This window comes from Sphingobacterium psychroaquaticum, assembly GCF_004421025.1.
GTDB classification, from domain to species: domain Bacteria; phylum Bacteroidota; class Bacteroidia; order Sphingobacteriales; family Sphingobacteriaceae; genus Sphingobacterium; species Sphingobacterium psychroaquaticum.
In genome coordinates this window covers 3,666,062-3,689,860 of sequence record NZ_CP038029.1, presented here as the reverse complement: position 1 = coordinate 3,689,860, position 23,799 = coordinate 3,666,062, and the positions used below count along the sequence as shown (strand labels likewise).

Below are 23,799 nucleotides of genomic sequence, written 5' to 3'. Positions count from 1 at the left end.
AAAATATCCACCACGCTTACAGTACGTTATGCAGCATCCCAAAAAAAGACCCAACAAAGTCTTGGAAGGAATAGGTAAAGTTTTCTACCTTTGCACCACTCCGCAAGGGAGGAACACTTGAAATAGAGGTCAAAAACGAGGTCAGCATGTGAGTTAAACATGTTTTTACCTTATTTTTGGAAAGCGGGAAGGTCAAAATAAAAATCATTTTTATTTTGGTAATCCAAAAAGCTTTTCTACCTTTGCAGTCCCAACCGATAGGAAGGGTATCCCAACCGAAACTTACCGACTCCGGTAAGCCGAAAACAAGGAACACAAACAAGATAGGTCAAGCCTGAAAAGGCAAGATATAGAAGCCAAAGCGCGACGCGGCGGCGAGAGCAGTTCTTTAAGAAAATGATATCATGTAGCGTAACGAGTAGTTGAATTTTTGTTCAGCGAAAGTTAACAAAAAACAAAATCAACCTTAGTCAATTCGGATTAGATATTAATACAAGACAATTCTAATTATTTTGATAAATAGTTAGGTGTCGAACAATTCATTTTTACAATGGAGAGTTTGATCCTGGCTCAGGATGAACGCTAGCGGCAGGCCTAATACATGCAAGTCGAACGGGATCCAGGATGAAGCTTGCTTCATCTTGGTGAGAGTGGCGCACGGGTGCGTAACGCGTGAGCAACCTACCCATATCAGGGGGATAGCCCGGCGAAAGTCGGATTAACACCGCATAACAATGTTTGATCGCATGGTCGGACATTTAAATATTTATAGGATATGGATGGGCTCGCGTGACATTAGCTAGTTGGTAAGGTAACGGCTTACCAAGGCGACGATGTCTAGGGGCTCTGAGAGGAGAATCCCCCACACTGGTACTGAGACACGGACCAGACTCCTACGGGAGGCAGCAGTAAGGAATATTGGTCAATGGAGGGAACTCTGAACCAGCCATGCCGCGTGCAGGATGACTGCCCTATGGGTTGTAAACTGCTTTTGTCGAGGAATAAACCTACTTACGTGTAAGTAGCTGAATGTACTCGAAGAATAAGGATCGGCTAACTCCGTGCCAGCAGCCGCGGTAATACGGAGGATCCGAGCGTTATCCGGATTTATTGGGTTTAAAGGGTGCGTAGGCGGCCCATTAAGTCAGGAGTGAAAGACGGCAGCTCAACTGTCGCAGTGCTCTTGATACTGATGGGCTTGAATGTCGCTGAAGATGGCGGAATGAGACAAGTAGCGGTGAAATGCATAGATATGTCTCAGAACTCCGATTGCGAAGGCAGCTATCTAAACGATAATTGACGCTGATGCACGAAAGCGTGGGGATCAAACAGGATTAGATACCCTGGTAGTCCACGCCCTAAACGATGATAACTCGATGTTTGCGATATACAGTAAGCGTCCCAGCGAAAGCGTTAAGTTATCCACCTGGGGAGTACGCCCGCAAGGGTGAAACTCAAAGGAATTGACGGGGGCCCGCACAAGCGGAGGAGCATGTGGTTTAATTCGATGATACGCGAGGAACCTTACCCGGGCTTGAAAGTTAGTGACGGATGCAGAGACGCATCCTTCCTTCGGGACACGAAACTAGGTGCTGCATGGCTGTCGTCAGCTCGTGCCGTGAGGTGTTGGGTTAAGTCCCGCAACGAGCGCAACCCCTATGTTTAGTTGCCAGCATGTAATGGTGGGGACTCTAAACAGACTGCCTGCGCAAGCAGTGAGGAAGGCGGGGACGACGTCAAGTCATCATGGCCCTTACGTCCGGGGCTACACACGTGCTACAATGGATGGTACAGCGGGCAGCTACACAGCAATGTGATGCTAATCTCTAAAAGCCATTCACAGTTCGGATCGGGGTCTGCAACTCGACCCCGTGAAGTTGGATTCGCTAGTAATCGCGTATCAGCAATGACGCGGTGAATACGTTCCCGGGCCTTGTACACACCGCCCGTCAAGCCATGAAAGTTGGGGGTGCCTAAAGCATGTAACCGCAAGGAGCGTGTTAGGGCAAAACCGATAATTGGGGCTAAGTCGTAACAAGGTAGCCGTACCGGAAGGTGCGGCTGGAATACCTCCTTTCTAGAGTATCCGGAATGATGCTCGTTACGCCACACATGATTCATAGGAAAGAAACACATTAAGAAGAAAGTGCCCATCCCTAAGGGGTTTCGGTCACCGAGAGAAAGATGAGAAGTAATAGCTAGTCCCGTAGCTCAGTTGGTTAGAGCACTACACTGATAATGTAGGGGTCAGCAGTTCAAATCTGCTCGGGACTACCATCACACGGGGAATTAGCTCAGCTGGCTAGAGCACCTGCCTTGCACGCAGGGGGTCAACGGTTCGAATCCGTTATTCTCCACTATCTTTGGACGCTGTTTGTACATATATAGTATATAGGTACAGATGGACTGTTCGAAAAGAAAAGTTCTTTGACATATTGGAAGAAAGAAGACACAAGAGAAAACAACAGTAGTGTCCGTTATTAACTAATCGTAGAGGTTAGCTAGGGCGGCACGAAAAGCAACTCATGCTTAGCAAAAGGAGCATGGGTGAAGAAAGTAAATAAGGGCACACGGGGGATGCCTAGGCTCTCAGAGGCGATGAAGGACGTGATAAGCTGCGATAAGCTTCGGGGATTGGCAAATGCGATTTGATCCGAAGATTTCCGAATGGGGCAACCTAACATACTGAAGGTATGTTGTATAATACGCGAACGCGCCGAACTGAAACATCTAAGTAAGCGTAGGAGAAGAAAATAATAATGATTTCCCAAGTAGTGGCGAGCGAACGGGAAAGAGCCCAAACCGGTATTGTTACGGCAATACCGGGGTTGTAGGACCACGATATTGTATTGTCGCTATGAACTGGAAGCAGGTGGGAAACTGCGCGATATGGGTGACAGCCCCGTACAGGTAAAGAATGACAGCATAGTGGTATCCTGAGTACCGCGGGACCGGAGAAATCCTGTGGGAATCCACCAGCACCATCTGGTAAGGCTAAATACTCCTGAGAGACCGATAGTGAACCAGTACCGTGAGGGAAAGGTGAAAAGAACCTCGAACAGAGGAGTGAAAAGAACCTGAAACCGTGTGCTTACAAGCGGTCGGAGCTGGCAGGTCCAGTGACGGCGTGCCTTTTGCATAATGAGCCTACGAGTTACTCTTTACTGGCAAGGTTAAGTGGTTCAGCCACGCAGCCGAAGCGAAAGCGAGTCTGAATAGGGCGCATAGTCAGTAGAGGTAGACGCGAAACCTTGTGATCTACCCTTGGGCAGGTTGAAGTTGCAGTAACATGTAATGGAGGACCGAACCGATAAACGTTGAAAAGTTTCCGGATGACCTGAGGGTAGGGGTGAAAGGCCAATCAAACTGGGAAATAGCTCGTACTCCCCGAAATGTTTTTAGGAACAGCGTGGATATAAAGTCTAGCAGAGGTAGAGCTACCGATTGGGTGCGGGGGAGTCAAATCCTACCAAATCCAGACGAACTCCGAATGCTGTTAGATATGATCTGCAGTGAGGCTTTGGGTGCTAAGGTCCAAGGCCGAGAGGGAAAGAACCCAGACCATCAGCTAAGGTCCCCAAATGTAGTCTAAGTTGAACTAACGAGGTCCGGTTGCCCAGACAGCTAGGATGTTGGCTTGGAAGCAGCCATTCATTTAAAGAGTGCGTAACAGCTCACTAGTCGAGCGGCCGGGCGTGGATAATAAACGGGCATCAAGATTACTACCGAAGCTATGGATTTGTAACATTGGTTACATCTGGTAGGGGAGCATTCTATGGTGGGTGAAGCAGCATGGTAATGTGCTGTGGACAGCATAGAAAAGCAAATGTAGGCATAAGTAACGATAAGGCGGGTGAGAAACCCGCCCACCGAAAGACTAAGGTTTCCTGATCAACGCTAATCGGATCAGGGTTAGTCGGGGCCTAAGGCGCATCCGAAAGGAGGTAGCCGATGGACAACTGGTTAATATTCCAGTACTTTTTATAACTGCGATGTGGTGACGGAGTAGTGACACTGCCGCGAACTGACGGAATAGTTCGTTGAAAGGCGTAGGTATAGGGACGGTAGGCAAATCCGCCGACCCTGCTGAAACCCAATAGTACAGCAAAGCTTCGGTGGCGCTGATAGAGCAGGTAAACAGACTTCCAAGAAAACCCGCTAAGCTTCAGGTTATAAAAACCCGTACCGTAAACCGACACAGGTAGTCGAGGAGAGAATCCTAAGGTGCTCGAGTGAATCATGGCTAAGGAACTCGGCAAAATGGCCCTGTAACTTCGGGAGAAGGGGCGCTTCCTCTAGAGATAGAGAAGCCGCAGTGAAAAGGCCCAGGCGACTGTTTAGCAAAAACATATGGCTTTGCGAAATCGAAAGATGAAGTATAAGGCCTGACACCTGCCCGGTGCTGGAAGGTTAAGAGGGGATGTCATCGCAAGAGAAGCATTGAATCGAAGCCCCAGTAAACGGCGGCCGTAACTATAACGGTCCTAAGGTAGCGAAATTCCTTGTCGGGTAAGTTCCGACCTGCACGAATGGTGTAACGATCTGGGCGCTGTCTCAGCCATGAGCTCGGTGAAATTGTGGTATCGGTGAAGACGCCGGTTACCCGCAACGGGACGGAAAGACCCCATGCACCTTCACTATAGCTTAACATTGGAATTGGGTACAGGATGTGTAGGATAGGCGGGAGATGTTGAAGCGGCTTCGCTAGGAGTCGTGGAATCAACCTTGAAATACCGCCCTTTCTGTATTCGGTTTCTAACTCGATCTTATCGAGGACATTGTTTGGTGGGTAGTTTGACTGGGGTGGTCGCCTCCAAAAAGGTAACGGAGGCTTTCAAAGGTAAGCTCAGTACGCTTGGTAACCGTACGTGGAGTGCAATGGCATAAGCTTGCTTGACTGTGAGACCAACAAGTCGACCAGGGTCGAAAGACGGACATAGTGATCCGGTGGTTCTGTATGGAAGGGCCATCGCTCAAAGGATAAAAGGTACGCTGGGGATAACAGGCTGATCTCCCCCAAGAGCTCATATCGACGGGGAGGTTTGGCACCTCGATGTCGGCTCGTCACATCCTGGGGCTGGAGAAGGTCCCAAGGGTTGGGCTGTTCGCCCATTAAAGTGGCACGCGAGCTGGGTTCAGAACGTCGCGAGACAGTTCGGTCCCTATCTGTTGTGGGCGTTGGAAGTTTGAGTGGATCTGACCTTAGTACGAGAGGACCGGGTTGGACAGACCGCTGGTGAACCTGTTATGCCGCCAGGTGTACGGCAGGGTAGCTACGTCTGGAATAGATAAGCGCTGAAAGCATCTAAGTGCGAAACTAGCCACGAGATGAGACTTCCTTATAGGGTCGTTGGAGATGACAACGTTGATAGGCTATAGGTGTAAAGGTTGAGAGACCAAAGCCGAGTAGTACTAATAGCCCGAAGCTTTCTACAGCGATAGAAACACTGTTGTTTTCTTACTTGTTTCCCTTCTTTCTTCCTGATATGTTATTTGGTTGTTTGTTTAAATTTTATAGCAAGCACATAAAGATATTCAGGTGCCTATATCGGCGGTGTCTACCTCTTCCCATTCCGAACAGAGAAGTCAAGCCCGCCAGAGCCGATGGTATTGCCGTAACAGGTGGGAGAGTAGGTCGGCGCCTAATTTTATACGAAAGCCCCTTCAGGAAACTGGAGGGGCTTTTTTGTTAATACATGATAGTTCGTAGAGCATAGAGGGTAGTTCATAGATAGTAGTCTGTAGAACTATGAACTATGAACTATCAACTAACATCTAACAACTATCAACAACGAACTGCACCCAACTACTTCCTCCTTCATCATAACATTATTACAATAACCTAGTCTATTATTTGTTAATTTTAGATTGCTAAAAGTCAGACTAAACTGTTGTATGAAAAAGAAATCAATTATTGCTATTACTGTGATGTTATTAGTGATCCTAGGGCTTGTTGGGTATCGTATTACCAAAAACAAGGAGAAGGATGCACAAAATGCAGCCAGTGGTGGGCGAGGAGGAAGTGGTAAAGGTGCTAAAGTGTATGGTATTGTTGTTCGAGGAGAGGAGTTTGCTGATTTTATTTCATTATCGGGCTCTATTGAAGCTAACGAGCAGATCGATATACATTCCGAAGTCTCAGGAATTGTAGAGTCAATCATTTTTTCGGAAGGTAATCATGTAGGACAAGGACAAGTTCTTTTTACGGTTAATGATTCAGAGCTTCGCGCGCAATTAGCGCAAGCAACAACGCGCAGTACGCTCGCTGGAGAAAATGAAAGAAGAGCCAAATTGCTCTTAGAAAAAGAGGCTATCAGTCAGGAAGAGTATGATATTGCAAGTGCAGATTTTAGAACCGCTAAAGCTCAAATTCAACTCATTCAAGCACAATTAAATAAAACGGTTGTACGTGCACCATTTTCGGGGACTATTGGTCTACGTAATATTTCGAAAGGTAGTTATGTTACGCCTGCTACAGTTGTAGCACAGCTCGTTAATCTGGCTCAAGTGAAAATCTTGTTTTCTATTCCGGAGAAATATGCGGGTATGGTAAATAAGGGGACTCGCGTCAGTTTCACCGTGAAAGGAAGCGAAGAAGCATATACAGCACGTGTTATCGCTACCGAGCCAACTATTGAAACGACAACACGGACATTATTAGTCAAAGGAGTCGCTGATAATCCTTCTAGAAAACTTATCCCTGGTACATTTGCTAGTGTTACTTTCCCATTGGAAACACTATCGGATGGTTTACTGGTACCTGCTGAGGCTTTAATCCCTGTTCAGAATGGCAAGAAGATATTTGTTATGCGAGGTGGTAAAGCGAAGGAGATTATGGTGGAGACGGGAGGTCGAACAGATAGCCACGTGTTAATATCTGCGGGAATTATAGCGGGCGATACGGTGTTGACTTCTGGCGTTATGTCGTTACGTGATGGGGCTTCTGTTCAAGTTAATTTGCGTTAGTTTAGATCAGGAATATGAGTTTATCAACCCTAAGTATAAAGCGTCCCGTTCTAACTATCGTTATGAACTTGATGCTCATTCTTTTCGGAATTATTGGATATACCTTTTTGGGTGTCCGAGAGTATCCCTCCATTGATCCGGCACAGATCTCGGTGCGAACCAGCTATGCTGGTGCTAATCCTGATATTATTGAGTCACAAATTACCGAACCTTTGGAAAAGGCTATTAACTCCATTGATGGTATTCGGAACATCTCTTCTTCCAGTAGTCAAGGAATTAGTAATATCAATATTGAGTTCAACCTAGATAAAAATCTTGAAGAGGCAGCAAATGATGTGCGGGATAAAGTTTCACAGGCACAGCGTAGTTTACCGCAAGATATTGATGCGGCTCCGGTTGTATCCAAAGCAGATGCCGATTCAGAACCGATTATTACGTTGACTTTGCAGAGCTCTACAAAAAATGTATTAGAGCTATCTGACTATGCTGAGAATGTGGTTGCACAACGTTTACAAACTATTCCTGGAGTCAGTTCTGTTCAAATATGGGGACAAAAGAAGTTCGCGATGCGTTTGTGGATAGACCCAAGTAAGCTGGCCGCTTATGGTTTAACCGTGCTGGATGTCCGTACAGCCTTAAATGCACAGAATGTAGAATTACCTTCCGGTAAATTGACGGGACAGAATACAGAATTAACAGTAAAAACTATTGGCAACCTTGCCACAGAAGAACAATTTAATTCAATCATCGTACGTTCGGATAACGATCGTATTGTTCGTCTTAGCGATATTGGAAATGCTGCGTTGGAAGCAGAAAACTTTGAGACCAAGATGTCTGATTCAGGTTATCCAATGGTTAGTTTAGCGGTTATCCCACAGCCAGGGACAAACTACCTGGATATAGCGAGCAAATTTTACGATGAGTTGGATAAGCTGGAAATCGACCTGCCCGAAGGTTTCGATATGAATGTAGCCATTGATAATACACAGTTTGTAAAGAAGTCTGTGCTGGAGGTGGTTGAAACATTACTTATTGCCGTGGTTCTGGTCGTAATTATTATTTATATCTTTTTCCGGAATTGGTCCATTGCTTTTCGGCCTCTTATTGACATTCCCGTTTCCTTAATAGCTACGTTCTTTGTGATGTACTTATGCGGATTTTCGATTAATGTTCTTACGTTGCTGGCTATTGTTTTGGCCACCGGATTAGTGGTAGATGACGGTATTGTTGTAACGGAGAATATATTTAAAAAGGTAGAAGAAGGTATGTCTCCGATCGAAGCAGCTGTTAAAGGCTCAAATGAGATTTTCTTCGCTGTAATTTCCATATCAGTAACCTTAGCCGCGGTATTTCTTCCGGTTGTTTTTCTGGAAGGGTTCGTCGGACGATTATTTCGAGAGTTTGGTATCGTTATCGGCGCCGCTGTGTTAATATCAGCCTTTGTTTCACTTACATTGACCCCTATGCTTAATGCATATTTGATGAAGGGAGGCGAACAAAAGCGTAGTAAGTTTTATATGCGGACGGAGCGTTATTTTGAGCTTATGAATAAGGAGTATGCCAGTTTTTTACGCGGATTCTTAAAGTATAAATGGCTAAGTTTCGTCGTGCTATTAGTTTGTTTTGGACTAATCGCCCTCTTCTATCAGCTGCTTCCGAAAGAAACAGCTCCATACGATGACCGTAGCTATGTAAGCTTACGTGCTACAGCACCAGAAGGTGTATCATACGACTATATGGATCGGTTTATGACAGACTTGACCCTGCTCATCAACGATTCTGTTCCCGAAAAGAAAGTGAGTTTAGTAATTACATCGCCAGGCTTTGGTTCAGCATCTTCTAATAGTGGTATGGTTCGTTTAGGATTGGTTCCGGCGGAAGAGAGAACCAGATCGCAAGAAGAGATCGCTAACTACCTTTCAAAAATCACAAAATCTTATTCAGAAGCGCGCGTAGCGGTTTCGCAGCAGCCTACAATTTCAGTGAATCGACGTGGTGGTTTACCTATCCAGTATATTATCCAGGCTCCCAACTTTCAGAAATTAGAGGAAAAAATTCCTGAATTTATGGAGGAATTGGCGAAGGATAATACGTTCTCGATGACCGATGTCAACCTTAAATTCAATAAACCGGAAATATATGTTACCATAGATCGGGAGAAAGCCCAATCCTTGGGAGTATCTGTTTTAGATGTCGCGCAAACGTTGCAAATGTCTCTGTCAGGACAGCGTTTCGGCTACTTTATGATGAATGGTAAACAATATCAAGTCATGGGGCAATTTGATCGTAAAGATCGTGCAACGCCAACAGATTTGGCTACGATTTATGTGAAGAATAATAGAGGGGAGTTAATCCAGCTGGATAATATTGTAGAGATGGAGGAGAAAAGCAGTCCGCCACAACTTTATCATAACAACCGGTATATGTCGGCTACAGTATCGGCAGGGTTAGCGCCCGGTCGTAGCATGGGGCAGGGGATTGAGGCGATGGAACGTATTAAAGAAAAAGTGTTGGATGAAACTTTTACAACTGATCTAGGGGGAGAATCACGTGATTTTGTGGAAAGTGGTTCCAATACTATGTTCGCTTTTGGTTTAGCAGTATTGCTTATTTTCTTAATATTAGCTGCCCAATTTGAAAGTTTTGTTGATCCTCTGATTATTATTATCACCGTTCCCTTAGCGGTTGCAGGGGCTCTGTTTTCCCTTTGGTTATTTGGTCAGTCGTGGAATATTTTCAGCCAGATAGGTACCATTATGCTTATTGGGCTCGTTACAAAGAATGGAATTTTGATTGTAGAATTTGCCAATCAGTTACGTGAGCAAGGCTTGGAGAAGTACCAAGCGGTTGTTGAGGCTTCAGAAGCGAGGTTACGACCTATTTTAATGACTTCCTTGGCTATTGCCTTGGGGGCATTGCCAATCGCCTTGTCTTTGGGAGCAGCGTCCACCAGTAGAATCGGAATGGGGGTAGTTATTGTAGGAGGAACGTTGTTTTCATTGGTGTTGACACTTTTTGTTATTCCTGCTTTTTATATGATGATGTCCAGAAAAAAAGTGCATCGTCCAGAATTTGATACGATAGAGGATTAGATGAAACATAGAATTATAGGTATTTGTTGTCTGTTTTTGCTACAAGCAACAGCAAGTTTGGGACAGTCGCTATTGAGTGTTCGGACAGCGGTGGAAATTGCACTTGAAAATAATTATGCCGTTCGTTTATCACAGAATAATCTGCTTATAGCAAAAGAAAATGTGACACATGGAAATGCGGGCATGTTACCTTCTGTTACGGCAAACTTAACACAGAATAATAGTGTTCAAAATTCGCGTCAGGTGCAGAGTAATGGTGAAGAACGCTCTTTAGATAATGCGAAAAATAATAACCTTACTTATGGGGTGAGTTTAGGTTGGACAGTTTTTGACGGTTTAGGGATGTTTACCCGTTACGAAAGGTTGCAAGAAATGGAGAAGTTGGGTGATGCGGAACTAAAGCGGACTATGTTAACCACGATCGCAGATGTCATTACCCAGTATTATATGATTGTTGAGCAGGAGAATCTGTTGAGTGCCATGGATTCTAATATTATTATTTCGCAAGAACGTTTACATACTGCAGAAAACAGATATTCTATTGGTAAGGCATCTAAACTTGAAGTCCTCAATGTACAAGTAAACCTCAATAGCGATGTATCCACAAGGTTGCGACAAGTGGAGGTTGTGAAAAACATGAAAACAAACCTGAATAGTCTTATGGCACGTGATCTGGATGAGCCGTTTCATGTCGATCGGCTAGTAAGTATTGACGAGGGATTGGTTTATGATGATTTGCTAGATAAAGCAAAACAGCTCAACCCAGATTTGCAGCTCATCATGATTAATAAACGCCTTGCAGAACTTGACTTAAAGAATATTAAAGCATCGCGTTACCCTGTCGTACGCGTGAATAGTGGTTATAATTTTTCGCGGTCCGAATCGAGCTTAGGTTTTGTCTCAAGTTCCAATGCTCGTGGCTTGAATTATGGTGTCACAGCCTCTATGAATATCTTCGACGGTTTTAATCAACGTCGGAATGAGCGTGTTGCTAAGCGGCAAATAGATCAGGTAGCGCTACAATTCGAGCAACAACAACTGTTTATAAAAACCAGTATTAAGACCGCTTATGAGACCTATCTAACCAACTTACAGCTAACGAAGTTAGAGGATAAAAATGAAGCTATAGCGCGCCAAAATTTAGATATTACTTTGGCAAAATATACCATTGGTTCTATTAGTGCGGTTGAGTTTCGCGATGCCCAGGAGAACTTTATAAATGCCGTATCGCGCTCCAATGCTGCACGTTTACAGGCAAAGTTGACAGAGATACAGTTGAAAGAGTTAATAGGTCAACTCGAACTATAACGCCTTTTATTGCGGTTTTACACCTCCTGATTTAGATAGTATACAGACATAATCAGCTTTCGTTTTTTTTGGAGGCTGATTGTGTCTTTTTTATATTAAGTCCTTTGTACCAAGTTTGTATCATTTTTGTTTGAAAAAAATTAAGCAAACGTTTGCTTTAGATTTTGGTTTTTTTTTACCTCTGAATACACCTATACTTGTAGAAGTAAAGGGAAAGAGAATCCCTCGAACAATAACCATTTGTGTCCTATTATCAGTGTCAATAGGTTATTTCAAATAGACTGTTTAGTTTGTTTTAAAATAGGTGATTTTAGAGGGGACGCTTATTTGTCCCCTTTAATGTAAAAGTAAATTTATCTAAACTTATGAGTTCTAATAGAAGAGATTTTTTAAAGAAAGCTTCACTATTGTCGAGTGTGGCTATTACCCTTCCGTCTATTAACAATGCTGCGTTTGCTGCAGCTCCAGCGTTCAATATGACGGGTTATGCGGCTCCAAAGATTGATAAAGTCCGTATAGCTGTAATTGGTTTGGGTATGCGTGGGCCAGGTGCGGTAGATCGTTTATCGTATATTGAAGGAGCTGAAATTGTTGCCCTTTGTGATAAACATGCCGATCGCGTAGAGAAAGCACAGAAAATTTTAACAAACAAAGGACTTAAGGAAGCGAAATCTTACTCCGGTGAAAACGGCTGGCAACAGATGTTGAAAGAGGTAGAGTTAGATTTAGTTTATATCTGTACACCTTGGCAATATCATGCTCCGATGTGTATTGCTGCGATGAAAGCAGGTGCGCACGCAGCGAGTGAAGTGCCAATTGGCTTGACAGTAAAAGAATGTTGGGAAGTGGTTCGAGTTTCAGAAGAAACGAAAAAACACTGTATGATGTTGGAGAACTGTTGTTATGACTTCTTCGAGATGCTGACATTAAATATGACACGTCAAGGTTTATTTGGTGAATTAGTTCACGCAGAAGGGGCATATATCCACGATTTATTAGACTTGAACTTTAATAAAAAAGGATATGATGATATGTGGCGTTTACGTCAGAACATCAAAATGAACGGTAACTTATACCCGACACATGGTGTAGGACCAATCGCACAATGTTTGAATATCAATAGAGGTGACCGCATGACGCATCTTGTGGCTATGCAATCTGCAGATTTCCAAATGGGTGAAAAGGCAAAAGAATTAGCGGCAAAAGATTCTTTCTACCAAGAATTTGTGGGACAGAGATACCGCGGAAACATGGATACTACGTTGATCAAGACAGAACACGGTAAGACTATGATGTTACAACATGACGTTACATCACCACGTCCTTACTCGAGACTTCACTTATTGAGTGGAACGAAAGGATTTGCACAAAAATATCCAAAAGAAGGCATCGCCTTTGGACACTCTTTTATTAAAGAAGACGAATTAAAAGGTTTGTACGACAAATATACACCAGAATTGATCAAGTACATCGGTGCACAGGCAAAAGAAGTTGGTGGACATGGTGGTATGGACTTTATGATGGATTGGCGTTTGATCGACTGTTTACGTAACGGTTTACCTCTTGATCAGGACGTTTACGACGGCGCGTCATGGAGTGTTATTGTACCATTGAGCTGTGAGTCCGTAGCTAAGAACAGCAAAACGGTATTGATTCCAGACTTTACAAAAGGTGCTTGGAAAACCAACAAACCACATGATTTAACATTGAACGGTGGTGGTAATACGGGCATCCGTCCAAAAGTATCAAAAGATCAAAAGAATCAATTGAAAATAGATTAATCTATCTTTCTTAAAATATTAAAGAAAGGCTGTATCTTTAGGGTACAGCCTTTTTTGTTAAGTTCACCTGTTATGCAATTTAAACATCTCCTATACCTATCTCCCTTATTTCTATATGCCTGTCAGCTTCCGACTAATCAAGCTAAGGTCATACAAACGACAGTTTCAGACTCAGTCTCTGTATGTCATGTAGGGGCTATCCCTTCCCGTTTTGCACCACAAGATCGTAATTTGGTGCAGTACGGTGGCACAGGAAAGGATGGGGTAAAAATGGTGTTTATACAGGGAGGAACCTTTAAAATGGGATCAAATAGTTTTCCAGATGCGCAACCTATACATGATGTCGTGGTTTCTTCATTCTACATGGATGAGCATGAAGTGACCAATAGACAGTTTGCTGCTTTTGTAAAAGCAACGGGGTATGTTACTTTAGCTGAACGACCATTGGATCCCAAAGAGTTTCCTGATGCCGATCCAGCGATGTTAGTACCGGGATCAGCGGTCTTTACACCAGTAAGCGACGCCACCAGTTTGTCAGACCATTTACAGTGGTGGAGTTATGTGCCGGGAGCAAATTGGAAGCAACCCGAAGGACCAGAGCGTACGATTAAAGGACGGGAAGATCATCCCGTAACACAACTGGCATACCAAGATGCTGAAGCTTATGCGAAATGGGTAGGGAAGCGATTGCCAACAGAAGCCGAATGGGAGTATGCTGCTAAAGCTGGAAAGCATGTTAATGAAACGTATTATTGGGGAACAGAGAAAAAGGAAAAAGGGAGATGGTTGGCTAATATTTATCAGGGAGAGTTTCCGAAACAAAATAGTAAGGAAGATGGATTTGAAACTACAGCACCTGTTAAATCATTTCCGTCTAATGCTTGGGGACTGTATGATCTAGAAGGAAATGTTTGGGAATGGTGCTCGGATTACTATAAGGCCGATTATTATGCGACTAGTCCTAAAACGAATCCTAAGGGACCTGCTGAATCGCACGATCCACAAGAGCCTGGAATGGTCAAGCGTGTGCAAAGAGGTGGTTCATTTTTATGTAACGATCAGTACTGTGAACGATATAAAGCAGGAAGTAGAGGGAAAGGGGAGGTGAATAGCCCGACAAATAATGTAGGCTTTCGCTGTGTTCAAGATATAAAGCAATAGACATAAAAAAACCTATCCAATTTGGATAGGTTTTTTTATCGTTCTACGACAGCTTATTGTGCGTTTAAGAACATTGATTTTTTAGCTACAAGCTCTCTGAAGTAAGGGTCGTGTAGATCCTTGATAAAGCGAATCGCTTCACCTGTTGATTTCATTTCAGGGCCTAGCTGCTTGTCAACCTCAGGGAATTTAGAGAAAGAGAATACTGGCTCTTTAATTGCCCATCCGGTCAGCTTGCGCTCAATATTGAAGTCTTTAAGCTTGTTCTCACCAAGCATAATTTTTGTTGCGATCTTGATGTAAGGAACATCGTAAGCTTTTGCGATGAAAGGAACCGTACGTGATGCACGTGGATTGGCTTCGATTACGAATACATTCTCGTCTTTAACCGCAAACTGTATGTTCAATAAACCTTTTACATTTAAAGCTTTTGCTAGTTTAACGGAGTACTCTTCCATTTTCTTTTGAACATTTTCGGATAAGCTAAACGGAGGAAGTACTGCCGAAGAGTCTCCAGAGTGAATACCTGCTGGCTCAATGTGTTCCATCATTCCGATGATATGTACATCATCACCGTCGCAGATGGAATCTGATTCAGATTCTTCCGCACGATCCAAGAAGTGGTCAATTAAGATCTGGTTACCTGGTAGTGTCTTTAGTAAGTTCACTACTGCTTTCTCCAGGTCTTCATCATTGATCACAATACTCATTCCTTGTCCACCTAATACATAAGAAGGACGTACTAATACTGGGTAGCCGACTCTGTTTGCGACGACTAAAGCTTCTTCTGCAGAGGTCGCCACTCCGTATTGAGGGTAAGGAATATCTAAATCTTTTAATAGATCTGAGAAACGGCCACGGTCTTCTGCTAAGTCCATGTTTTCAAAAGAAGTACCAATGATTTTAATACCTAATGCTTCTAATTGTTTTGCCATTTTCAAAGCTGTTTGGCCACCCAACTGAACGATTACACCTTCAGGTTTCTCGAGCTCAATGATTTCACGTACATGTTCCCAGAATACCGGCTCGAAGTATAATTTATCAGCCATGTTGAAGTCGGTAGAAACCGTCTCCGGGTTACAGTTAATCATGATCGCTTCGTAACCACATTCTTTAGCGGCTAACAAGCCATGAACACAGGAGTAATCAAACTCAATACCTTGTCCGATACGGTTAGGACCAGAGCCTAATACAACAATTTTCTTTTTGTCCGATACGATCGACTCGTTTTCATCTTCAAATGTCGAATAGTAATATGGCGTTTGCGCTGGAAATTCCGCTGCACAAGTATCTACCATTTTGTATACGCGGTTGATGCCAAGTTCTTTACGACGATCGTAAACCTCATCTTCACTCACATTACCTAATAACCAAGAGATCTGTGCATCAGAGTACCCTTTTTGTTTCAAGGTCATAAAGAAGTCACGTGGAATATTATTTAACTGATATCTACGTAATTCTGTTTCTAAGTGTACTAATTCTTGGATTTGAACTAAGAACCATTTGTCGATAAGTGTCGCTTTGCGAATAGATTCCAACGGAACACCTAATTCGAATGCATCTTTGATATGGAAGATACGGTCACCACTTGGGTGCTCTAAGCTTTCCATAATATCTTCTAAGTTGCGTAATTGACGGCCATCGGCCCCCAACCCCCAACGGTTTGTTTCCAAGGATTGACATGCTTTCTGTAACGCTTCAATGAATGTACGGCCGATTGCCATAACTTCACCTACAGCTTTCATTTGAAGGCCTAATTCTTTATTTGCGCCTTTGAACTTATCAAAGTTAAAACGAGGAATCTTAACAATTACATAGTCCAACGTAGGCTCAAAGTAAGCCGATGTTGTTTTAGTAATTTGGTTTTGAAGTTCATCCAAGTTGTAACCAATCGCTAATTTAGCGGCAATTTTTGCGATAGGGTAACCTGTCGCTTTAGAAGCTAGTGCGGAAGAACGAGATACACGCGGGTTGATTTCGATCGCGATAATTTCTTCGTTTTCTGGATTAACCGAGAACTGTACGTTACAACCACCTGCAAAAGTACCGATAGAGCGCATCATGCGGATCGCTTGATTACGCATATCTTGGTAACACTTGTCAGATAAAGTCATACCTGGTGCTACAGTGATCGAGTCTCCCGTATGGATACCCATCGGGTCAAAGTTTTCGATCGTACAGATGATGATTACATTATCATTTGTGTCACGAAGTAACTCCAACTCAAACTCTTTCCAGCCCAATACCGCTTGTTCAACAAGCACCTCGTGGGTTGGTGAAGCGTGTAAACCTCTATTTAAAGCAGCGTCGAAATCCTCTTTGCGGTGCACAAATCCACCTCCAGTACCAGCTAGTGTATAAGAAGGACGAATAACCAGTGGGTAACCAATCTCTTGTGCGGCTTCTTTTCCTTCAAGGAAAGAGTTCGCGATTTTAGAAGTAGCTACACCTACACCGATGTCAACCATCAGCTGGCGGAATGCTTCACGATTTTCTGTTTTCTCAATCGCAGCAACGTCCACACCGATTACTTTTACATTGTACTTTTCCCAAAGGCCAAGTTCAGAAGCTTCAATACAAAGATTCAATGCTGTCTGTCCACCCATCGTAGGGAGAACAGCATCAATCTGTTGTTCTTGTAAAATCTGCTCGATACTTTCACATGTTAGGGGTAACAAGTAAACATGGTCTGCAATAACCTTATCGGTCATAATCGTTGCAGGGTTCGAATTGATGATGGATACCTTAATACCTTCTTCTTTTAAAGAAAGGGCAGCTTGAGATCCTGAATAATCAAATTCACAGGCTTGACCGATAACAATAGGTCCCGAACCAATGATTAAAACTGAATTAATGGAGGTGTTTCTAGGCATTATTTTTCTTTTTCAAAAAATTAACTTTCACTGTGTTGTGTTGGCAAAGCAAGGAAAAATGCCTTTTATTACGAGGAGGTATTCCGACTGCTTTGTCGGAGTGCAAAGTTACATTTTTTTTATTAAATGAGATGTATTTTTTTTACTTTGTTGAAAGTCGATATGACTTTCTTAATATATTATCAGCTCGTCCGTAAATAAATAACCTTTCATAGGATTCGTTGCGACCACTTTTACATAGCGTGCCATTTGTGGTTTATCCAATGTATAGGTAAAGGTTTTAAACCTTAGCTTTGGATCCTGTGTGTCCTCATAATTGGTGATGACACCTACTTCCCGGTAATTCTTGCCATTATCGGAGAGGTATACTTTGTAAACACCTGGGAAATAAACTCCCGGACCAGGCATTTGCATAAAGCGCATAGTTACCGACTTGATTTCTTCTCTGCGTTCAAAATCGACATATAGATCTATATCTTTAGTAAAGCCCTGCCATTGTTTGTCTTGATAGGTTAATCCGCCATTGATACCATTGGTCAAGGTTAGTTCTTTTTGTGCCGGATAACCTTCCCACGGGGTGTTGTAGTAGACTTTCATGCCAATCGCTTTATGGATATCCAGTCGGATATTTTCGACTGCACTGACACGGAATGAATCAATAAATGAAGCTGCTTTTATCGTGTGCGATCCTGCGAGTTCAATTGGATTTGTATAGCGTGTCGATTTACTGGTTGGAATCGCATCATTCGTCGTGTAAAAAATGACAGGGTTTGTTTGTTCTGAAGTTAAAGAGACGGTATTGCTTTTACGATCTGGGTGAAAAGTTACTTCAGATCGAACATCGTAGGAGGGCCTGTAGTAGTTGACATCCAGTTCTTGTAAAATGCGATAATGTTTTTGTAATCGCGCTTTGAAATCCACCCAACTTCTGTTCTCTTGGTTTGTCCAATTGATTTCAGCTAAGGCTAACGCGCGCGGGAATGCCATATATTCTACCTGCTGGTATGTTGGCATATATTCAGCCCATAAGTTCGCCTGCGCCCCAAGAATATGTTTCTCTTTGTCCTTTTCGATTCCTTTTGGAATAGGGTTGTAAGCGTATACCTTGTCAATAGGCAGGTAACCACCAATTGTTTCAGGTTGTGAGCGTGGGTCTGTTTGGTAACTATCAAAATAAAGATATTCACCAGGCGTCATAATCACATCATGCCCTGCATTGGCCGCTTTGATGCCCCCTTCTTCGCCACGCCAGCTCATAACCGTAGCTCCTTTGGTCAGGCCACCTTCCAAAATCTCGTCCCATCCAATAAGTTTGCGTCCCTTAGCTTGTAAGTATTCATCCATTTGTTTTATGGCGTAACTTTGCAGTTCATGCTCATCCTTAAGGTTTTCTTTTTTCTTTAGACTTTGGCATTTATCACATGATGCCCAGTGCTTTTTTTCAGCTTCATCGCCTCCGATATGGATGTACGGTGAAGGGAAAATGGTTAATACCTCATCGAGGACATTCTTGAGAAAGACAAACGTCTCCGGGTTTCCGATACAAAATTCACCTTGCGTATACGGTTTGCCTGTACAAGCCAGGTGTGGGTATACGGCCAGCACTTCTTCGCTGTGCCCGGGCATTTCTATCTCTGGAATGACGGTGATCCCTTTACTGGCGGCGTACGCGACCAGCTCTTTGGCTTGCTCTTGTGTATAATAGCCGCCATAGGCATTCGGAGCACCCTGCTCTATGTATTGACGGCCATTATTCCACCAATCTTTCCAGGAAGCATGGGTACGCCAGGCTGCTTTTTGGGTAAGTTCGGGATACTGTTTAATTTCCAAGCGCCATCCTGCACCATCAGTCAAATGCCAATGAAACACGTTGAATTTGTACAGCGCCATAACATCGATATACTTCTTTATAAAAGAAAGCGGCATAAAATGGCGAGAAACGTCAAGGTGTAAGCCGCGGTATGAAAAGCGTGGACTATCGTCTATCGTGACCTGCGGTATATATTGAGGTTGTTCCTGCAGTAACCCGATTTGTATTAATGTGTAAAGACCAGAAAGCATAGCTTCCTTGTTGTGTGCTTTGAGTAGGATTCCGCTGTTATCTATAGTGAGCCGGTAAGCTTTAGGGCCAATTTTATCGATATCCTCTGCTTGAAAAAGTCGGATACCTTGATTGTGCTTTTTACCTACTTTTTTAAGAATCTCCGTGGTAGATATCTTTAATTGAGGATATTCCGAAAGCAGCGCCCCTAAATCGGCGAAGCTTTCCGTTATATAAAGAGGTGTTCCTGTTGTCGCAAAGGTATAGGTCCCTTCGCCGTACGTGATTTTATTAGGTACTGGAATAAGGTCTAGCGACTGTTGTTGTGCAAAACCAAAGAATTGAAAACCTAAAAAGGACAATAAAACTAATAAATACCGCATAGCTAAAAAGAGGCTGATAGTGCAAATATCTTAATTTATTTAACATCTCGTTTCGAGAATTGTTTGTAGGATTGGAATTGACTGATGTTGTGACAATAATCTGATCTTTTTGTTATATCTTCGCTTATTATTAATTTACCGATTATGAGAAATTTATTTTTGACGTCTTCGTTTCTTTTTTTATTATTTGGAGGCGCTGTTAGTGCACAGACTACCTTTGGTGTTCGTGCGGGTTTAAACTTACCGAAATTACAGATTACCGCAGACGGTTCTGCTGCAAGCTACACTTCTGATGCTGCGGCTAACTTTTACCTGGGCGGGTATGCTAATCTCCCTGTTGGTGGGAATTTTGCTGTTCAACCGGGTGTTACCCTGCAACGAAAAGGAGGGAAATTTAAAACAGATGGCGTGGTGGAATTCCCGGGTGGTAAGGGAACAATTACGTTTACATCGATTGAAGTTCCAGTGAACCTGGTGTACACGATTCCTGTAGCGAATTCGGGCGCTTTCTTGATCAATGCGGGACCGTATGTTGGTGTGAATGTATCGGCTAAAGCAAAGGCTGGAAATGTGAGTGAGAAATTGGAATTAGGATCTAACGAAGAGCAGGCGTCACGCCTTGACTACGGTCTGAACTTTGGTGGTGGTTATCAGCTGGTGAATGGCTTAACGATAAATGTAGGTTACGGACTTGGATTACAGAATCTCCTAAATGTAGATGCGGTACAGATGAAAAACAGAGTGTGGAGCGTTGGCTTAGGTTTTTCATTTTAAATAGAATACTATAGAATTGTTAAAGGGAGTCCTTAGGACTCCCTTTTGTGTTATTTATGATATTTCGTTAACAAATTATTTGTCGGGCGCTAAACAAATAATCATTAACTTTGCGTTATGATTGAACTTCCAGTAATTTCTGCTACTGAAAAACAACGTAAGCCAGATTGGTTACGTGTAAAGCTGCCTGTGGGTAAAGAATATCGTCATGTGCGTAGTCTTGTCGATGAGCATAAGCTGCATACGATATGTGAGAGTGGTAACTGTCCAAATATGGGGGAGTGTTGGGGTGCTGGAACAGCTACGTTTATGATATTAGGTAATATCTGTACGCGTTCATGTTCATTCTGTGCGGTGGCGACTGGGCGACCTTTGGCTGTTGATCTGGATGAGCCTAATCGGGTAGCAAATTCGGTTAAGCTTATGCAAGTAAAGCATTGCGTTATTACCTCGGTAGATCGTGATGATTTGAAAGATGGAGGATCTACTATCTGGGCCGAAACAATCAATGCCATCCGTCGCGAAAGCCCTGAGACAACATTAGAAACATTGATACCTGACTTCAAAGGGCAGTGGGACAATCTTGACCGTGTCTTAGCTGTTCGCCCTGAGGTGGTATCTCATAACTTGGAAACCGTTCGCCGTTTGACACGGGAGGTGCGTATCCAGGCAAAATATGACCGCTCGTTGGAATGCTTAAGACGTATTTCGGAAGCAGGGGTGCGTACTAAATCAGGGATAATGCTGGGCTTTGGTGAAACGGAAGAGGATGTGGTTGAAGCTATGCAAGATCTTTACGATGTAGGTGTACATATTCTTACGATAGGGCAGTATTTACAGCCGACGAAAGCACATCATCCCGTTGTGGAATGGATTACGCCGGAACAGTTTGAGCGTTATAAACAGATTGGTCTAGAGATGGGATTCAAATATGTAGAATCGGGTCCTTTGGTACGTTCGTCGTACCATGCGGAAAAACATCTTTTCGATATGCAATAAAAAAAGACGCCTAGGCGTCTTTTTTTATTTTAAAAATACGGTTTCCCCAGCGACTACCGTACGCATGGTTTTTATTTGTCGGAGCTCCTCAAATGGTGCCGTCATAATATCTGCCTGCAAGATTACAAAGTCAGCATCCTTACCGCGTTCAATGCTACCACGCTTTTTCTCTTGGAAGGAAGCGTATGCCGCCCATATTGTCATTCCTCGAAGTGCATCTTGCCTACTGATGGCGTCCTCCATTTGAAACCCTCCTTGAGGAAAACCAGCCTTATCGACACGAGCTACAGCCGCGTGAAATCCATAAAGAGGATTGAAATGTTCTACAGGAAAGTCGCTGCCTAGCGCTAACATTCCATACTGTTCAAGCAGTCTTTTATAGGCATATGCTCCTTTCATGCGCTCGGCACCTAGACGCTCTTCGGCCCAGTACATATCGGATGTTGCGTGTGTGGGTTGGACCGATGGAATAATGTGAAATTGCGCAAATTTCGGAAAATCTGTCGGTGCAATAATTTGAGCATGTTCAATGCGCCATCTCCTTTGCTTTCCATCTTTTAGATATTTTCCGTAGGTATCTAAAATTAGTCGATTGGCGGAATCGCCGATTGCGTGTGTGTTTACTTGAAACTCGGTATTTGCTAATTTTTTGATGACTTGGTCAAACTCCGCAGGGCTATGTAGTAAAAAGCCACGTGTCGGAGCATCGTGATAGTGATCCAAAAGGCAAGCACCGCGAGAACCCAGCGCGCCATCCGCCATAAGTTTTACGGCACGGATTGTTAGTCTGTCAGATTCAAAAATACCGTCCTTGATATACTTCTCGATGCTATGCGGGTTACCTGCAATCATCGCGTAATCTCTTATTTTGAGTTCATTTTTTTGATAGAATTTCTTTAGATCTTCCAGCTGTTCTGTGGAGAGCCCTGCATCTACAATAGAAGTTAAGCCTACTGAAAACAAAGAATCCTGTGCTTTCTGGAGCCGGGCAAGTAGTTCTTCTTCTTTCGGTTCCGGAATGTACTTGGAAACAAGTTGCATAGCGTTGTCAATAAACAAGCCATTAGGCTTCCCATCTGGACCAACACCGATTACCCCTCCCTCTACATGCACAGCGCTATCTATTTTTGCAATTTTTAGTGCGGCTGAATTAGCAACAGCGGCATGATAGTCTACACGGGAAAGAAAAATAGGTGTCTCTGAAAAATATTTATCCAGGCTATCTTTGGTTGGGAATGCTTTGTCTGGCCATAGATTTTGATCCCAGCCTCCACCGACGATCCATTTTTTATTCGGGTTTATTTTTTGGTAAGCTTTTAGCCTGTTTACCACCTCATCAAAAGATTTGCTACCACTAAGATCCACCTGCTCCATGAGCTCGGCCAACATAAGGAAGTGAGCATGTGCATCATAGAAACCTGGGTAGATAGGCATGCCTTGGGCATCAATAACTTCACGGGCGGTGTATTTTTTTTGCATTTCCGCATTAGTGCCGATGTCAATAAAAATACCATTCTTTACAGCAAATGCTTCCGCATTGGAAAAAGAGGAATCGACCGTATATACCTTAGCGTTGAAGACGATGAGGTCTACCTGCTTATTGGTTGTACAGCTCATAAGGAAAAAGATTATACTACATATAATAAATGCTCTAATTGGCGTCATGGTGGGGTGCGTTTGTTTATGCTAAACTTACTTAAAAATGCTGGGATTAACAAGGTGATCTGTAGTTCCTTTTTCTTTTCAATGTAATAAAAAAAGCTCTCCCTTTTGGGAGAGCTTTTGAATTCAAAAAATCAAAATACATTGATTAACAATACTCGTCAAATGCAGCGATAAGGTTATCCGCGATCATTTGTGCCGGACGGCCTTCGATCATATGTCTTTCAATCATATGTACCAACTTGCCATCTTTAAATAAAGCCATTGCTGGAGAGGATGGAGGGTAAGGTAACATATATTGACGTGCTTTATCAACAGCATCTTTTTCCATACCTGCAAAAACAGTAACCAATTTATTTGGTTTTTTGCCATTTTCAACAGCAAATTTAGCTGCAGGGCGTGCGTTTGCTGCTGCACATCCGCAAACAGAGTTCACAACAACAAATACAGTACCTTCTGAAGGAATGGCGCTGTCTACTTCTTCCGATGATTTCAACTCTTGAAATCCCGCGTCAACAAGTTCCTGACGCATTGGGGCTACTAAATATTCTGGATACATATCTCTTCTAAATTAAAATCTTAATAACGATTGAATAAACCATACAAATGGGCTCCTCGCTCGGTGCTATCATTTGCTAGGTACAAATATAGTTTTATTCTATGCCGTCGTCAAGAGGGCACTCTCAACTGAATGTCAGATTTACAGTTAAAGAGCAACGAAAAACTTTGAATTGAGGTGTTTATCAGCTATTTTTGTAA

11 protein-coding genes, 2 tRNA genes and 3 rRNA genes are annotated in these 23,799 nt (G+C 43.1%); 12 read left to right on the top strand and 4 right to left on the bottom strand.

Translation table 11 applies throughout. The features are described 5' to 3' along the window. The first annotated feature begins 547 nt into the window (after positions 1-547). From E2P86_RS15265 to E2P86_RS15220, 10 genes are all read left to right on the top strand, one after another. Positions 548-2,077, top strand: a 16S ribosomal RNA gene (locus tag E2P86_RS15265). Between the two features lie 123 nt (positions 2,078-2,200). Then, positions 2,201-2,277, top strand: a tRNA-Ile gene (locus E2P86_RS15260). A gap of 6 nt (positions 2,278-2,283) precedes the next feature. Continuing rightward, a tRNA-Ala gene (locus E2P86_RS15255) sits at positions 2,284-2,357 on the top strand. A 193-nt stretch (positions 2,358-2,550) separates the two neighbouring features. Then, positions 2,551-5,435, top strand: a 23S ribosomal RNA gene (locus E2P86_RS15250). A gap of 100 nt (positions 5,436-5,535) precedes the next feature. Further along, positions 5,536-5,647 (top strand): 5S ribosomal RNA (gene rrf / locus E2P86_RS15245). Together the 16S, 23S and 5S rRNA genes with 2 tRNA genes alongside form the textbook arrangement of a ribosomal RNA operon. Positions 5,648-5,895: 248 nt before the next feature. Then, entirely contained in the window at positions 5,896-6,966 is a 1,071-nt protein-coding gene (locus E2P86_RS15240) for an efflux RND transporter periplasmic adaptor subunit (RefSeq protein WP_134433664.1), read from the top strand. A 14-nt stretch (positions 6,967-6,980) separates the two neighbouring features. Further along, positions 6,981-10,058: an efflux RND transporter permease subunit gene (locus E2P86_RS15235; protein ID WP_085474436.1), complete on the top strand. Its 3,078-nt coding sequence runs from the start codon at positions 6,981-6,983 to the stop codon at positions 10,056-10,058. Continuing rightward, positions 10,059-11,366, top strand: coding sequence for a TolC family protein (locus E2P86_RS15230; RefSeq protein WP_134433663.1), 1,308 nt, complete (start codon positions 10,059-10,061; stop codon positions 11,364-11,366). It begins immediately after the preceding gene. Between the two features lie 365 nt (positions 11,367-11,731). After that, positions 11,732-13,147, top strand: a complete 1,416-nt coding sequence (locus E2P86_RS15225; RefSeq protein ID WP_134433662.1) for a Gfo/Idh/MocA family protein — start codon at positions 11,732-11,734, stop codon at positions 13,145-13,147. Positions 13,148-13,219: 72 nt separating this feature from the next. Beyond that, positions 13,220-14,308 (top strand): formylglycine-generating enzyme family protein, encoded by a 1,089-nt coding sequence (locus E2P86_RS15220; protein ID WP_134433661.1) that lies wholly within the window; start codon positions 13,220-13,222, stop codon positions 14,306-14,308. Between the two features lie 53 nt (positions 14,309-14,361). Here the strand turns inward: E2P86_RS15220 and carB are convergent, their stop codons facing one another. Both carB and E2P86_RS15210 read right to left on the bottom strand, forming a co-directional pair. Next, the gene (carB, locus tag E2P86_RS15215; protein ID WP_085474432.1) at positions 14,362-17,181 is read right to left on the bottom strand and encodes a carbamoyl-phosphate synthase large subunit; all 2,820 of its coding nucleotides are present in this window, start codon (positions 17,179-17,181) and stop codon (positions 14,362-14,364) included. A 171-nt stretch (positions 17,182-17,352) separates the two neighbouring features. After that, a complete protein-coding gene (locus tag E2P86_RS15210) occupies positions 17,353-19,605 on the bottom strand; it encodes a glycoside hydrolase family 20 protein (protein ID WP_134433660.1) in 2,253 nt (750 codons plus the stop codon). Positions 19,606-19,749: 144 nt separating this feature from the next. On the opposite strand from E2P86_RS15210, the gene E2P86_RS15205 reads away from it, so the two are divergent. Together E2P86_RS15205 and lipA are read left to right on the top strand one after the other, a co-directional pair. Beyond that, entirely contained in the window at positions 19,750-20,379 is a 630-nt protein-coding gene (locus E2P86_RS15205) for a porin family protein (RefSeq protein ID WP_085474430.1), read from the top strand. Between the two features lie 117 nt (positions 20,380-20,496). Then, a complete protein-coding gene (gene lipA, locus E2P86_RS15200; protein WP_085474429.1) occupies positions 20,497-21,378 on the top strand; it encodes a lipoyl synthase in 882 nt (293 codons plus the stop codon). A gap of 24 nt (positions 21,379-21,402) precedes the next feature. Here the strand turns inward: lipA and E2P86_RS15195 are convergent, their stop codons facing one another. Together E2P86_RS15195 and E2P86_RS15190 are read right to left on the bottom strand one after the other, a co-directional pair. Next, a complete protein-coding gene (locus E2P86_RS15195) occupies positions 21,403-22,995 on the bottom strand; it encodes an amidohydrolase (protein WP_240775521.1) in 1,593 nt (530 codons plus the stop codon). Positions 22,996-23,188: 193 nt separating this feature from the next. Next, positions 23,189-23,599 (bottom strand): BrxA/BrxB family bacilliredoxin, encoded by a 411-nt coding sequence (locus tag E2P86_RS15190; protein ID WP_085474427.1) that lies wholly within the window; start codon positions 23,597-23,599, stop codon positions 23,189-23,191. Positions 23,600-23,799 lie beyond the last annotated feature (200 nt).

What these genes read in the sequence shown, in the direction of transcription:
- E2P86_RS15235 (WP_085474436.1), top strand. Translation starts at nt 6,981, where the DNA reads ATGAGTTTATCAACCCTAAGTATAAAGCGTCCCGTTCTAACTATCGTT.
- E2P86_RS15220 (WP_134433661.1), top strand. Translation starts at nt 13,220, where the DNA reads ATGCAATTTAAACATCTCCTATACCTATCTCCCTTATTTCTATATGCC.
- E2P86_RS15240 (WP_134433664.1), top strand. Translation starts at nt 5,896, where the DNA reads ATGAAAAAGAAATCAATTATTGCTATTACTGTGATGTTATTAGTGATC.
- E2P86_RS15195 (WP_240775521.1), bottom strand. Translation starts at nt 22,995, where the DNA reads ATGAGCTGTACAACCAATAAGCAGGTAGACCTCATCGTCTTCAACGCT.
- E2P86_RS15230 (WP_134433663.1), top strand. Translation starts at nt 10,059, where the DNA reads ATGAAACATAGAATTATAGGTATTTGTTGTCTGTTTTTGCTACAAGCA.
- E2P86_RS15225 (WP_134433662.1), top strand. Translation starts at nt 11,732, where the DNA reads ATGAGTTCTAATAGAAGAGATTTTTTAAAGAAAGCTTCACTATTGTCG.
- E2P86_RS15190 (WP_085474427.1), bottom strand. Translation starts at nt 23,599, where the DNA reads ATGTATCCAGAATATTTAGTAGCCCCAATGCGTCAGGAACTTGTTGAC.
- E2P86_RS15205 (WP_085474430.1), top strand. Translation starts at nt 19,750, where the DNA reads ATGAGAAATTTATTTTTGACGTCTTCGTTTCTTTTTTTATTATTTGGA.
- lipA (WP_085474429.1), top strand. Translation starts at nt 20,497, where the DNA reads ATGATTGAACTTCCAGTAATTTCTGCTACTGAAAAACAACGTAAGCCA.
- carB (WP_085474432.1), bottom strand. Translation starts at nt 17,181, where the DNA reads ATGCCTAGAAACACCTCCATTAATTCAGTTTTAATCATTGGTTCGGGA.
- E2P86_RS15210 (WP_134433660.1), bottom strand. Translation starts at nt 19,605, where the DNA reads ATGCGGTATTTATTAGTTTTATTGTCCTTTTTAGGTTTTCAATTCTTT.